14 protein-coding genes are annotated in these 13,490 nt (G+C 69.9%); 6 read left to right on the top strand and 8 right to left on the bottom strand.

Annotation, left to right across the window (positions count from 1 at the left end):
- Window positions 1-116: 116 nt before the first annotated feature.
- The 3 genes from Q7P21_RS14250 to Q7P21_RS14260 all read right to left on the bottom strand — a co-directional run bounded on the left by Q7P21_RS14250 (window position 117) and on the right by Q7P21_RS14260 (window position 2,596).
- Complete coding sequence (locus Q7P21_RS14250) at window positions 117-1,058, bottom strand: polysaccharide deacetylase family protein (RefSeq protein ID WP_304177584.1); 942 nt, start codon at window positions 1,056-1,058, stop codon at window positions 117-119.
- Between the two features lie 72 nt (window positions 1,059-1,130).
- The gene (locus tag Q7P21_RS14255; protein WP_304177585.1) at window positions 1,131-2,129 is read right to left on the bottom strand and encodes an MsnO8 family LLM class oxidoreductase; all 999 of its coding nucleotides are present in this window, start codon (window positions 2,127-2,129) and stop codon (window positions 1,131-1,133) included.
- 5 nt (window positions 2,130-2,134) lie between these two features.
- Complete coding sequence (locus tag Q7P21_RS14260; RefSeq protein WP_304169126.1) at window positions 2,135-2,596, bottom strand: PaaI family thioesterase; 462 nt, start codon at window positions 2,594-2,596, stop codon at window positions 2,135-2,137.
- 146 nt (window positions 2,597-2,742) lie between these two features.
- Here Q7P21_RS14260 and Q7P21_RS14265 point away from each other — a divergent pair, with 146 nt between their 5' ends.
- The 6 genes from Q7P21_RS14265 (at window position 2,743) to Q7P21_RS14290 (ending at window position 7,583) form a co-directional block, all read left to right on the top strand.
- Window positions 2,743-3,891 (top strand): acyl-CoA dehydrogenase family protein, encoded by a 1,149-nt coding sequence (locus Q7P21_RS14265; protein ID WP_304177586.1) that lies wholly within the window; start codon window positions 2,743-2,745, stop codon window positions 3,889-3,891.
- A gap of 2 nt (window positions 3,892-3,893) precedes the next feature.
- Window positions 3,894-4,190, top strand: a complete 297-nt coding sequence (locus Q7P21_RS14270; protein ID WP_304169132.1) for a DUF3253 domain-containing protein — start codon at window positions 3,894-3,896, stop codon at window positions 4,188-4,190.
- Complete coding sequence (locus Q7P21_RS14275) at window positions 4,187-4,828, top strand: glutathione S-transferase family protein (RefSeq protein WP_304169135.1); 642 nt, start codon at window positions 4,187-4,189, stop codon at window positions 4,826-4,828. Before Q7P21_RS14270 ends, Q7P21_RS14275 begins: the two co-directional genes overlap by 4 nt.
- 13 nt (window positions 4,829-4,841) lie before the next feature.
- On the top strand, window positions 4,842-5,426 hold the full coding sequence (locus Q7P21_RS14280) for a uracil-DNA glycosylase family protein (protein ID WP_304177587.1): 585 nt from the start codon (window positions 4,842-4,844) through the stop codon (window positions 5,424-5,426).
- On the top strand, window positions 5,423-6,442 hold the full coding sequence (locus Q7P21_RS14285; protein ID WP_304177589.1) for an alpha/beta hydrolase: 1,020 nt from the start codon (window positions 5,423-5,425) through the stop codon (window positions 6,440-6,442). The genes Q7P21_RS14280 and Q7P21_RS14285 overlap by 4 nt, the downstream gene beginning before the upstream one ends.
- A gap of 64 nt (window positions 6,443-6,506) precedes the next feature.
- Entirely contained in the window at window positions 6,507-7,583 is a 1,077-nt protein-coding gene (locus tag Q7P21_RS14290) for a Glu/Leu/Phe/Val dehydrogenase dimerization domain-containing protein (RefSeq protein ID WP_304177595.1), read from the top strand.
- Between the two features lie 153 nt (window positions 7,584-7,736).
- Here Q7P21_RS14290 and Q7P21_RS14295 read toward each other — a convergent pair whose 3' ends face one another.
- From Q7P21_RS14295 to Q7P21_RS14315, 5 genes are all read right to left on the bottom strand, one after another.
- Window positions 7,737-9,107, bottom strand: coding sequence for an MFS transporter (locus tag Q7P21_RS14295; RefSeq protein WP_304169143.1), 1,371 nt, complete (start codon window positions 9,105-9,107; stop codon window positions 7,737-7,739).
- A 112-nt stretch (window positions 9,108-9,219) separates the two neighbouring features.
- Complete coding sequence (locus Q7P21_RS14300; RefSeq protein WP_304177591.1) at window positions 9,220-11,322, bottom strand: tetratricopeptide repeat protein; 2,103 nt, start codon at window positions 11,320-11,322, stop codon at window positions 9,220-9,222.
- Window positions 11,323-11,391: 69 nt separating this feature from the next.
- Window positions 11,392-12,558, bottom strand: a complete 1,167-nt coding sequence (locus Q7P21_RS14305) for an MFS transporter (protein WP_304169148.1) — start codon at window positions 12,556-12,558, stop codon at window positions 11,392-11,394.
- A 62-nt stretch (window positions 12,559-12,620) separates the two neighbouring features.
- Complete coding sequence (locus Q7P21_RS14310) at window positions 12,621-12,779, bottom strand: hypothetical protein (protein WP_304169150.1); 159 nt, start codon at window positions 12,777-12,779, stop codon at window positions 12,621-12,623.
- Window positions 12,780-12,959: 180 nt separating this feature from the next.
- Window positions 12,960-13,490: TetR/AcrR family transcriptional regulator (locus Q7P21_RS14315; RefSeq protein WP_304177593.1), on the bottom strand; the 531-nt coding region annotated here is incomplete at its 5' end.

The following is a 13,490-nucleotide window of genomic DNA, read 5'->3' on the forward strand; positions in this document are numbered from 1 at the left end:
TCACGATGATGGCCAGCACCCCATCCGTGAACGCCGTCAATCGCTCTCGCCCCACCGGTGTCTCCCAATTTCCTGAGCCGCATCGTGCCGGCCGTCGGGGCAAGGCGCAACCGGTGCTAGGGCGTATCCAACCGGTCGTTCTCGGCCGAAATGTCAGCCGGCGGATCGGGGAACGAGTCCCAGGGCAGGTCCTTGTGCAGGGTCACCGACCAGCGGCTAAGCCATTCGTCGCCGTCCGGGTCGCCCCGGGTGTCGGCGATCTGATAGGCCGGGTCGGCCATGGCGCGGGCCAGGGGCTCGGGCCGCAGGTGGTTGCGCCTGAGGATTCTGGCCAGGTCGCCGACCGTGTCGGCGTTCAGCCGCGTCGCGTGCAGCAGGAACACATAGTCGGGCCGCCGCCCGAGCAGCTGCAGGCCGGCCGATCGGTACCAGGCCACGCACTTCTCGGTGTAGCTGAGATAGATCCGCTTCACCCGCGCGGCCTTGGCGCGATCATGGTGGAGAATGGCGTTGTCATAGACCAGGGCGAACATCCAGTCGGAGTTCTCCATGGTCACCGGCGCGACCTTGTAGGCATGCGCCGCCAGCCAGTCCTCGAAGGTCTTGCGGGCCTCCGCCGTGGTCCCGGTCTCCAGATAGGGATGGCGGAACCAGACCGGGGTCTGGCCTCGCGCCGCCAGGATCGGCCTCAGCACGGCGTCGGCCTGGGCGACGTCGGCGATATAGTCGGCGACCGGGGTCTTGTTCAGGCTCTCATGGGAATTGGTGTGATTGCCGAGCACCAGGCCGGCGTCGCGCCACTGGACCACCATGGCCCTGTGGGCGGCGGGGTTGTCGCCGTCCAACCGGTCGCCAATGACGAAGCCCGTCGCCTGGAAATGGTGACGCTTGATACCGCGCAGCAGCCGGTCAGTGGTCAGTTGCTCATAGGCGACGGAGTCGGTCAGGGCGAAACCGGGCAGGTCGTCGTAGGTCAGGGCGACGCCCTCCGCCCGGGCCGCGTGGGTCCAGACGAGCGCCCCGAGGGCGCCGAGCAGGGGGAGGAGCTTCGAACGCATGAAGCGGCCACCTATCCGGGAAACTGTGGCCGAGGCAAGGCCTTCCCCGCCCGGCTGCGGGGGGCTTGAGGATCAGCTCGGCTTGATCAATTCCAGTGACCGGATGCGGGTCTCCAGGTCCGGTCCGACCGCCATGACGAACAGCTCATCGACCCCCTCGCGCGCAGCCTTGGCCGCCAGCTCGGCGCGGACATGCCCCGCCTCCCCGACGATGCCGCGCGCCATGACCATCGGCATCAGACCGCTGTCGGCGTGCTCGGCCAGGAAGGCCTGGGCCTCGGGGATGGAGCGGAACCGCCGGCGCTGGTTCATGAGCATGGAGAGGTTGCCGGCCCGAAGCGGCGCCGCCAGGCGCTGGGCCTCTTCATCGGTCTCGGCCGCCAGCGCGATGGTGGCCACGGCGGCCCAGGACCGTTCGCGGAACACCGAGGGCTGGAAGGCCTTGCGATAGGCGGCGACGGCGGGCGCGCCATGGGTCTGGGCGATGAATTCGGCGAACACCATGCCCACCCCGGCCTGGCCGGCGAAGGCCCCGCTGTCGGGCGAGGAGCAGAGCAGGAAGAGGTCCGGGTGCGAGGGGCCGGCGGGATTGGCGTGGATCTCCCGGGCCGGATGGGCGTCGGTGATCGGCTCCACGCCCGAGGCGTCCAGCAGCCAGGCGTTCAGCAGGGCGAAATATTGCGGGAAGGCCTCGGAGCCGGCGCTGCGCAGGGCCGCGCCGGTGCGCCCGTCCGTGCCGAGCGCGCGGCCGACGCCAAGATCGATGCGGCCGGGGGCGAGGGCCTCCAGCTCCATGAACACCTCGGCCACCTTCAGCGGCGAATAGTTGACCAGCATCACCCCGCCCGAGCCCAGTCGGATGGTCGAGGTCTGTTGGGTCAGGGCCGCGATCAGGATCTCCGGAGCCGGTGATCCCAGGGTTCCGATATTGTGGTGTTCGGCCACCCAGAAGCGGTGATAGCCCAGCCGCTCGGCCGCCTTTGCCACCTGGATGGTGTCGCGCACCGCCTGCGCCTGGGTGCCGTCGCCGCTCACCGGCGACAGGTCGAGGACGGAGAGGGTGGCGGTCATGGGCTTCAGCTCCTCGGCCGGGTCTTCTTGATGACGGCGGAGAAGCTCATCACCGGGTCGGCGCCGGTGGTGATCAGGCCGCGCAGGAACAGCATGGAGCGCGCGTTCCTGACGATCTCGCCCTTGCACTCGACCAGGGCCCCGAGCGGCACGGCGCCGACGAACTCGCCGTTGAAGGTGGCGGTCACCGCATGCATCTCGTTCAGAGCCTCACGGCCGATCACGAACAGGCAGTAGTCGGCGAAGGTCATGATGCAGCCGCCGTGCATGAAGCCGCCGCCGTTCATGTGCTTCTTCTCGGCCCGGAACGCGCAGCGCGGCGTGCCGTCCGGGTCCATCTTGAAATAGAACGGCCCGGCGTGATCCTCGAAGGGATCGCCGCCGACCCACAGCGACCAGCCGGCCCACTCGCCCTCGCCCGCGACGGGCGTTCCCCAGCCGGAAGTCTGTTCTTCGCCGCCGTCCATGACATCCCCCGGGGAGCACTTGCGCGAAGGGTTTGCCCGGCGCGCGTCCAATCACTAGTTTGCACGCGACCTAAGTGGCGGGGTGGGATCGTGCAAGGCTCTTGCGTCCTGACCGCGTCCGAACTCCGCGACCTCGAGAACCTGACATGGCCCTAGACCTAGAAACCCGCGACCAGCTGATCGACACCGTGCGCCGGTTCGTCACCGAACGCCTGCGCCCGCTGGAGGCCCAGGTCTCGGAAACCGACGCCATGCCGGCCGAGGTGATCGAGGAGATGAAGGCGCTGGGCCTGTTCGGCCTGACCGTGCCCGAGGAATATGGCGGCATGAACCTGACCATGGAGGAGGAGTGCCTGGTGGCTGTCGAGCTCGGCCGCACCAGCCCCGCCTTCCGCTCGGCCTTCGGCACCAATGTCGGGATCGGGGCCCAGGGCCTGATCATGTTCGGGACCGACGAGCAGAAGGCGAAATACCTGCCCGGCATCGCATCGGGCGAGATCATCACCTCCTTCGCGCTCACCGAGCCGGAGGCCGGGTCAGACTCGGCCAATGTCCAGGTCCGCGCGGTGCTGGACGGCGACCACTATGTGCTGAACGGCTCCAAGCGCTACATCACCAACGCCAACAAGGCCCACCTGTTCACGGTGATGGTCCGCACCGACGCCTCCAAGCCCGGCGCCGGCGGCGTCTCGGCGCTGCTGGTCGAACGCGACCTGGCGGGCGTCTCGGTCGGCAAGCCCGAGAAGAAGATGGGCCAGCAGGGCGCCCACATCTGCGACGTCAATTTCGACAATGTCCGGGTGCCGGTCGCCAACCGGCTGGGTCGGGAAGGCGAGGGCTTCAAGGTCGCCATGCAGGTGCTCGACCGCGGCCGCCTGCACATTTCCGCGGTCTGCATCGGGGTGGCCGAGCGGCTGATCGCCGACAGCGTCGCCTATGCCTCGGAGCGCAAGCAGTTCGGCCAGGCGATCAGCCAGTTCCAGCTGATCCAGGGCATGATCGCCGACTGCAAGACCGAGGCGCTGGCCGCCAAGGCCCTGACCTTCGAGACCGCCCGCAAGCGCGACACCGGCCAGAGCGTCACCCTGGAGGCGGCGGCGTCCAAATACTTCGCCTCCGAGATGGTCGGCCGGGTCGCCGACAAGGCCGTGCAGATCTTCGGCGGCGCCGGCTACATCGCCGACTACGGCATCGAGCGTTTCTATCGCGATGTGCGCATCTTCCGGATCTATGAGGGCACCAGCCAGATCCAGCAGGTGATCATCGCCCGCGAAACCCTGAAGCGGGGCGGCTGAGCATGTCCGTCGATATGGAAGCCGTCATCCTCGACCTGCTCGTCAAGCTCGCCCCCGGCAAGTCCGCCTCGTCTGAGGAGGTGGCCCGCGCCGCCGATCCCGAGCGCTGGCGCAAACTGACCGGCCATGTGCGCAACACCGCGCGCGGTCTGGCCCGCCAGGGCGCGATCGTGGTCACCCGGCACGGCAAGCCGGCCGACCCGGAGACCTTCAAGGGCGTCTATCGCCTGCGCTTGCCCACCGACGCCGAGCGCGCGGCCGGGCCTGTTGTCACCCTCCCGAAAGGAGACGCCGAATGATCGTCTATGGCTCGTCCCTGTCGCCCTACGTCCGCAAGACCCTGGCCTTCGCGGCCGAGAAGGGGATCGAGGTTGAACTGCAGCCGGCCGGCTTCGGCGGCGGCCCGCCGGAATTCAAGCTGGCCAGCCCGTTCGGCAAGATGCCGGGCTTCAAGGACGGCGACTTCCTGATCTCCGACTCCACGGCCATCATCACCTATCTTGAGGCCCTGAAGCCCGACCCCAACCTGATCCCGGCCGAGCCCAGGGCCCGCGCCCGGACCGTCTGGTACGAGGAATTCGCCGACACCATCATCGGCGCCTGCGTCGGCAAGGTGTTCTTCAACCGCGTCGTGGCGCCCAAGTTCATGAAGCGCGACGGCGACCAGAAGGCCATCGAGGAGGGGATCAGCGTCGATTTCCCCAAGCTGGTCGACTATCTGGAGACCATCGTCCCGGCCTCCGGCTTTCTGGTCGAGGACCGCATCACCCTGGCCGACATCGCGGTCGCCAGCCCCTTCGCCAATCTGGCCCACGCCGGCTGCGCCATCGACGCCGCCAGCCATCCGAAGTCGGCGGCCTATGTCGCCGGCATACTGGCGCGTCCCTCCTATGCCGGCTGGGTCGCCCAGGAAAAGGCCATGCTGGGCGCGGCCTGAGTTCCGGACGGCGGTGTCTCTCGACGCGATCTTGAGCGACATCGCCGCCTGCCGCGCCTGCGCGGGAGACCTGCCCCATACGCCCCGTCCGGTGGTCATGGTGAAGCGCGAGACCCGCATCCTGATCTGTGGCCAGGCGCCGGGCCGGCGCGTGCATGAGAGCGGCCTGCCGTTCACCGACCCCTCCGGCGACCGCCTGCGGGCCTGGATGGGGATCGACGCCCAGACCTTCTACGGCCGGCCGGAGATCGGGGTGGCGGCCATGGCCTTCTGTTTTCCGGGGACCAATCCCAAGGGGGGAGACTATCCGCCGCCGCCGCGCTGTGCGGCCCTGTGGCGCAAGCCGTTGCTGGCCGCCCTGCCCAAGGTCGAGCTGACCCTGCTGGTCGGCGGCTATGCCCAGGCCTGGGCGCTGGGCGAGGCGGCCAAGGCCAACATGACCGAGACGGTGCGGGCCTGGCGCGACCATCTCCCGCGCTATCTGCCCCTGCCGCACCCCTCCTGGCGCAATACCGGCTGGCTCAGGCGGAACCCCTGGTTTGAGGCCGAAGTTACGCCCTATCTTCGGCAGACCGTGCGAGACATCCTGACCCCGTGAAGCGCCTCCTCGTCATCCTGTCCGCCCTGATGCTGACCGCCTGCACCCCGCTTGTCGTGCAGCAGGCCGGGCGGCCCGACGTGACCTTCCAGGGGCCCCGCCTGGGGCCCGACGGCTTTGTCAGCTTCGACGGAACGCGGCTGGGCCTGACCACCTGGGAGGCCAAGACGCCGGAGCCCTGGGCGGTGGTGATCGGCGTCCATGGCATGAACGACTACGCCAACGCCTTCCATCTCGCCGCCCCCTGGTGGGCCGAGCAGGGGGTGACGACCTACGCCTATGACCAGCGCGGCTTTGGCCGATCCCCCGATCGCGGGGTCTGGGGCGGCGACGAGCTGATGGTCGAGGACCTGCGCACCATCGTGGCGCTCGCCAAGGCCCGCCACCCCAAGGCGGTGATCGTGGTGGCCGGGGAGTCCATGGGCGGCGCGGTGACCATCGAGGCGTTCTCGTCGGATCGGCCCCCCGCCGCCGACCGGGTTGTGCTGTTGTCGCCGGCCGTCTGGGGCTGGTCGAACCAGCCCCTGCCCTACAAGACCACCCTGTGGTTCGCCGCCCGCCTGACCGGGCCCCATGTCTATGAGCCGCCGGAGTGGCTGACCAAGCGGGTGTTCCCGACCAACAACCGCGAGGAGCTGATCGCCATGGGTCGCGATCCGCTGATGATCTGGGGGGCGCGGTCCGACACTCTCTATGGCCTGGTGGCGATGATGGAGCGGGCCTGGCGTCAGGCCGGAGAGGTCAAGGTGCCGGCGCTTTATCTCTATGGCGCCCACGACCAGATCATTCCCAAGCGTCCGGCCTTCCAGGCCTCGCACCGGCTGAAACCCGGCGACCGCACGGCCTATTACGCCGAGGGCTGGCACCTGATGACCCGCGACAAGCAGGGACCCAAGGTCTGGGCCGATATCCTCAGCTATATCAGGGACCCGGCCGCCCCCTTGCCGTCGGGCGCGCCGCCGATCCCGGCGCCCGAAAGCCTCGGCCACGCGACAGAGGGCCACGCGGGCTTGTGATCGCCGGCCGCCAGGCGTACAGGCGGCAAGGCAAGCCCATCCCCTATATGAGCGTTTCATGAGCATGACCTTGTTCGATCATCCCGATTTTGCGGGACACGAAACCGTCCAGGCGGTCTTTGATGAAACGACGGGCCTGAGGGCGATCATCGCCGTCCATTCCACCGCCCGGGGCCCGGCGGCCGGCGGTTGCCGCATGTGGCCCTATGCCAGCTCCGAGCTGGCGCTGACCGACGCGCTGCGGCTTTCCCGCGCCATGTCCTTCAAGAACGCCATGGCCGACATCCCCCTGGGCGGCGGCAAGGCCGTGATCCTCGGCGACGCCCGCAGCCAGAAGACGCCGGCCCTGTTCGAGGCTTTCGGACGCGCGATCGACGGCCTGGGCGGCCGCTACTGGACCGCCGAGGATGTCGGGGTCTCTCCGACCGACCTGGCCTACGCACGCCGCAGCACCCGCTTCGTCGCCGGCCTCGACGGCCACGCCGCCGCCTCTGGCGATCCCAGCCCGGTCACCGCCGAGGGCGTGTTCCGGGGCGTCCGGCTGGCGGTGCGCAAGGCGCTGGGACGTGATCTCGACGGGGTCACCGTGGCCTTGCAGGGCGTCGGCCATGTCGGCGCCTATCTGGCGGACAAGCTGCATGCGGCCGGCGCCAAGCTGATCATCACCGACGTCAATGCCGACACCCTGAACCTGGTCGCCGACCGCACCGGGGCCCGCATCGTCGCCCCGGCCGAGATCTTTGACGTCGAGGCCGAGGTCTTCGCCCCCTGCGCGCTTGGTGGCGCCATCAACGCCCAGACCCTGCCGCGCCTCAAGGCCAAGGTGATCGCCGGGGGCGCCAACAACCAGCTCGCCTCGGCCGAGATCGGCCGCGCGGTGTTCGCGGCCGGCCTGCTCTATGCGCCGGACTATGTGATCAACGGCGGGGGCATCATCAATGTAGCCGGCGAGATCCGCGCCCTGGAAGCCGGTGAGGCCTTCGATCCGGCCTGGGTCGCGGCCAAGCTCGACCGGCTGACCGAGACCCTCGAGGAGGTGCTCGACCGCGCCGTCGCCGACCACCGCCCCACCCATGAAGTCGCCGACGAGATGGCTCAGGCGAGGATTGCGGCGGCCAAGGCCGAGCGGCTGGCGGCGTAGTTCGCGACTTGGCCCTCGCCCCGCTTGCGGGGAGAGGGTTGGGTGAGGGGGCGTCGCGAAGCGATGCTTCTTGCGGCAAGACGCGCCTCAGCGGACTTTCAGAAAGAGCCCTCACCCTAACCCTCTCCCGCGGAGCGGGAGAGGGAACTGGCCCTACATCGCCGCGAGGCGGGCCGTGCGGGGTTCCTTGACCATCGCCACCAGCATCACCAGGGCCGCGGCCAGGAAGCCGATCGAGATGCCGAACACCACGCCATAGCCCAGCTTGTCGGCCACGAAGCCGCCGATCAGCGGGCCGATCGAGGCGGTGATGCCCTCGGCGGTCGAGGAGATGGCGATGCGCATCGGCATCTCGGCCCGATTGCCGAATTCCAGGATCATGGTCTGGGCGGCCATCATGTAACCCGACTGCGCCGCTCCCAGGCCGAAAAAGGCCAGGAACACCATGGCCGGCGAATGCAGGGTCATCAGCAGCACCGTCGCGGCGATCCAGATGCCCAGGGAGACCAGCAGCACCAGCCGGAAGCCGGTCTTGTCGCCCAGATAACCCCAGACGATGTTCGAGGCGGTGTCGGCGCCCAGGAAGGCCAGGCTCAGCGCGCCAAGCCCCAGGACCTGGGCCGCCAGGGGCAGGGAGGAGGTCACATAGATCGCGTAGAAGGGCGCCGCGATCCGCGCCGCAGTGGCCAGCATCTGCACGACCAGGAAGGCGGCGTAGCCGGGGTCGGACATGATCAGCTTGGGGAAGTCCTTCAGCCGGTCCTTGAACGGCGTGCGTTCGGGCAGGTTTGGCGGCTCAGGCTCGCGCAGCAGGAACTGCAGCGCCCACAGGCCCGTGGTGGTCAGGAAGGCCGCCAGCATGAAGGTGGTCGAATAGCCGTTGCCGAACAGGTTGGCCTTGATGATGTACTTGCCCGCCGCATAGGCCAGGACGGCGGCGATCGCGCCCCCGGTGGCGTTGCGCCAGGCCTGCAGCCGGCCGCGCCGGCTGAGCGGGATGACCTTGGCCATCAGCAAGCCGAACACCACCCGCTGCGTGCCCATGAACAGGCCGAACAGGAACATCAGGGCCAGCATGGCGATGACCAGGGGCTGGCCCTTGAGGAACCAGCCGGCGAGCGCCATGCCGACGATCTGGACCCGGGCCAGGCCGCCCATCCAGATGGCGGCCGGCATCACCTTCTTGCGGTGTTCGATCTGGGTCGCGCCGAAGATCGGCGAGATCACGCTGCCCACCTGCTGCAGGGCCATGCCCAAGCCGACGATGGTGTTGGAGCCGGAGATCAGGTGCAGATAGGCCGGCAGGAAGGTCGGCGCATTGACCAGGCGAAAGCCGGTCATGCCCAGCATGCCGTGCAGATAGTTGCCGATATAGTTGCGTTTCAGATTGTCCCAGACGAAGCGCTCATAGGCGGCTTCCTTCTCGGCCATGGTCTCCGGCTCGGCCGGACCGCGCACGAACTGAACCTCGGCGGCCAGGGCGTCGGGGGTGATGGGATCTTCAGGTTCGGGGGTCTTGTCCACGGTTGTAAATCGCCCGCACGCTCAGCGGAAAATGTCCGCGCGGGCCCTCCCTTGACATAACGTTCTAAAACAATGGGTCCGGTCTATCAGAGTCCGGACCCCTGGGAACCCCCTAGGGGATGACCGCGACATCGAGCGGCGCAGGGGGCTGGCCCGCCAGGTGTCGGCGCCAAATCGCCTCAAGAGCGAATTCCAGATGGCGGGTGAAGCGGGCGGCGTCGAACAGCGGCGCGCGATCGCGGTTGGCGGCCAGCCTGGCCTTCACCTGCGCCAGCCGGGCGGGATCATGGGCCAGGTCCAGAGCCAGGGCTTCGTAGGCCTCTGGCGTCTCGGTGACGAGCTCGGCCAGGCCTATGGCGCCCAGCACGCTGGCGGCCACCCGGCCAGCGAAGGTCTGGCCGCGCAGGGTCACCACCGGGACCCCCATCCACAGGGCGTCGCTGGCCGTGGTGTGGGCGCTGCAGGGCGTGGTGTCTAGGAAGAGGTCGGCGTGCAGATGGCGCGCCAGATGGGCGGTCTGGTCGAGGCGCGGCGCGAAGACCAGGCGCTCAGACGCGACCCCGCGCCGCCCGGCCTCCCGCCGCAGATTGACCGCCGCCGCCGCATTGTCCTCGAACAGCCAGAGCACCGCCCCGGGCGTGGCGACCAGCAGCCGCATCCAGATATCGAAGACCTGCGGCGTGATCTTGTAGGTGTTGTTGAAGGCGCAGAACACCAGGCCCTGGTCCGGCAGGCCGCAGGCGCGGCGGTCGGGCGCCTGGTCCGGCCGGGCCCGCAGCGGATCATTGACCTGATAGGTGTCGGGCAGGCGGATCAGGGCCTCGGCATAGCGGTCGGCCTCCCCGGCCGGGGCCAGCACGGGGTCGGCGACCAGATAGTCCATGAACGGCGCCCCCAGCGTGCCGGGATAGCCCAGGAAGCTCACCTGGACTGGCGCGGCGCGGCGCGCGAACACGCCCGGCCGGCTGTCGGTCGTGTAGCCCTTCAGGTCGATGGCGATGTCGACGCCCAGGTCCCGCGACCTCTGGGCCAGGGCCGCGTCGCTGTCCGCCGCCACGTCGATGAAGCGGTCGAAGCCGGCGCTGAGCCGGGCGCGCATGGCGTCGCGGCGGTCGGGGCCGAAGGACAGGCCGATCACCTCGAACCGGTCGCGGTCATGCCGCTCGATCAGGTTGGCGATCAGATAGGCGGTGGCGTGGTCGTGGAAGTCGGCGGAATAGTAGCCGAGCTTCGGCCGTGGGCTGGCGGGGCGGCGCGCCAGGGGTTCGGCACGCACTTGCGCGAAGGCGTCGGCCGCGAAGATCTCCGCGCTGCGCCGCTGGCGGGCGGCGGACAAGGGCGTGGCCACCAGGGCGAAGGGCAGGGCGATCCTGGCGCCTGCGTCGAGCCCGCGCTCCAGCCCGGCGAAGGCGGCGTCAAGCCCGTCCCAATGGCAGATCCGCATCCGGGCCTGCAGCCAATGGCCCTGGATATAGGGCTGGTCCGGCCAGGCGGCGACCGCCTGGCTGAACCGCGCCTCGGCCTCGTCCCAGCGGCCGAGCTGGCTGAGCGCGTGGCCCAGGGCCGCCAGGGTCTGGGCGTGGCGCGGGTCGATCGCCAGGGCGGCCTCGAAATCCGCGATCCCCGCGCGAATGCGACCGCGCGCCGCCAGGGCGCGGCCGCGATTGTACAGGGTCGCGATCTGGCCCGGTTGGACCGCCAGCGACCGGTCATAGCTGGCCAGGGCCGCGTCCCAGCGCCTCAGCCCGCCCAGGGCGTTGCCCCGGCTGTTCAGGGCGCCCGGCAAGTCGGGACTGAGGGCCAGGGCGGCGTCGCTGCTGGCCAGGGCCGCCTCCCACTGTTCCAGGTCGATCAGCAGATTGGCGCGATTGAGATGGGCGGGGGCATGGCCGGGATCGAGCGCCAGGGCGCGGTCATAGCTGGCCAGGGCCGCCTCGCCCCGCCCCAGCCGACGCAGGGCCGCGCCCAGATTGCTGTGGACGGCGACGTCCCCGGGCGCGATCCGCGCGGCCTGGACGAAGGCGGCTTCCGCCTCGGACCAGCGTCCCTGTCCGCCCAGGCTCGCGCCCAGCAGCATCAGGCCGTCGAGCCGGTCGGGGGTGACCTCCAGCAGCGCCTGGCAGAGCGCCGCAGCCTGGGCCAGGTCGCGCGCCTGATAGGCCGCCGTCGCGCGGCGATGCAGGTCTTCGGCCGGGTCGGTCGGCGGCGCGGACATCTGGACTTTCGCGGTGGTGAGAGCCTCGACGGATAGGGCCGTCGCGCCCGGTCTGTCCAGCCCGGCGGCTCAGCTGGCGGGTCGGCGCATGATCAGCAGAGCCGACAGGGCGATGAGTGCGCCGCCGGCCAGCACCTCCAGCGCCAGATTGGCCGAGCGCGCCATCAGCAGCGACAGCAGGAAGGGTGAGGCCGCCTGGGTCAGGCGGTTGGGGATGTTCAGCAGACCCAGCCGGCGGCCATATCCGGCTTCGCCGAACAGGGCGAGCGGCAGGGTCCCGCGCACGATGGTGAACAGCCCATTGCCCGCCCCGTAGAGAATGGCGAAGGGCGCGGCGGCGGCCCCGCCGACCAGGATCAGAAGCGCCGCCCCGATCGGGAACAGCGACACCGCCACCCGGCCGGAGATCAGCGGATGAATGCGCCGGACCAGCACGAACTCGGCGATCCGCGCCGCCACCTGGGAGGGCCCCACGAGCGCGGCGGCGGTCACGGCGGCGGCGGCGCTGGCCCCTGTCGCCATCAACAGCGGGGGCAGGTGGGCCGAGATCGCCGAGCCGATGCCGCCCAATATGGCGAAGGCCACGGCCATGAGCGCCATGCGCCACCGATCCTCGGCGCTGTCCTTGGCCGGCGCGTCCGGCGCTGTGGTGGGAGCCTCGGGCTTGGGCCGGATCCCACCGCGCGGCAGGCTGAGGTGCAGGGGCAGGGCGATCAGCCCATTGGCCGCCGCCCAGAACAGGCAGGCGCCGCGCCACCCGACATGATGCTCGAGCCAGGCGGTCAGCGGCCAGCCAATCGTGCTGGCGAAACCGGCGATCAGGGTGACGCCGGTGATGCCGCGCCGCGCCTCGGCCCCGAACCAACCGACCAGGCCGGCGAATGCGATGTCATAGAGCCCCGAGCCCATGGCCAGGCCGACCACGGCCCAGCCGACCACCAGCTGCCAGGGGCGGTGCGCCATCGCCAGCAGGGTCAGACCCAGGGCGAACAGGGCGCTGGCGGCGCTGAGCGGCGCGCGGCCGCCCTGGGCGTCGACCAGCCGCCCGAGCCTCGGCCCGATCACCGCCTGCAGCAGCAGGGCGCCGGAGAAGGTCAGGAACACCATGGATTCGGGCACGCCCACCGCCTGGGCCATGGGTTTGGCCAGGCTGGCGGGCAGATAGGTGCTGCCGGCATAGCCGATGGTCTGGGTGATCCCCACCGTCGCCACGGCGCGGCGCAGACTGAAGCTCATGGCGGGCCGCTCCCTCGCCGGCTTGACCGAGCTTAGGGGGAGTCGCGGGCTTGTCTTCGGCGTCAGCTCAGCTGATCGGCGTTCGGGCGCGGCTGGAATGTGCGAGGTTCGGGGCGCGGCTTGAGCTTCACGCCGGCCTTCTGGCCGTGCTGGGCGGAGGGCTCCCGCCTGGGGATCATGAAGCCGGTCGTCGGGTCTTGCTGCTGGAGGCCATGGGTCATGGTCTTTTCCTCCTCGCCATCAGTATCGCGCCCAACTGGCCGCGAAATGTGGCGGCGACCCGCACACTTGCGTGAATCTTCGGGGCGGCTGCCCCCGGATGTTGTGGCGCTCGCCGGTCTGAACCCGCCGCATTCCGGGGCCGCCGGCGATCTCGACCACGGCCTTGATCGGGTGGCGGTTCATGGCGCGACGCCTCTGAGTTCGGCCAGGATCCGCGCGAGCTCGGCGCGGGCGGCGGTGTCATCCAGCCCCATGTCCCGAAGCTCGCCCTCCGCTACGGCGTCGGACAGCCGCTCGAGCTGCAGGAGGGCGGTCGCCACGGTCGCGGGCGACAGGGCGCCGTCGCGCCAGGCGCGGATCGCCTCGACCTGGCGCAGACGGCTCTGGGCCCGGGCGGCGCGCACCTGCGGGTCCTCAAGCGACAGCCGGCGCAGGCTGCGGCGGAACATCAGCGACCCTCGGTGGTGTTCGACCGCGGCGTCCGCCACATCCGCCTCGCCTGCGCCCTGGCGGCGCAGGGTCCGCATCAAGGCCGCCTCCTCATCCTCCCAGGCCCGATAGACGGCGATGAAGATCTCCGTCTTGTCCTTGAACCAGCGATAGAAGGTCTGGGGGGCGAAGCCGGCGCGGCGCGCGATCCGGTTGGTGTCGGTGCCGGCAAAGCCCTGTTCGCCGAATTCTGCAGCGGCTGCGGCGATCAGCGTCTCGCG

The sequence above is a fragment of the Phenylobacterium aquaticum genome (assembly GCF_947378715.1).
Taxonomy (GTDB): domain Bacteria; phylum Pseudomonadota; class Alphaproteobacteria; order Caulobacterales; family Caulobacteraceae; genus Phenylobacterium; species Phenylobacterium aquaticum_A.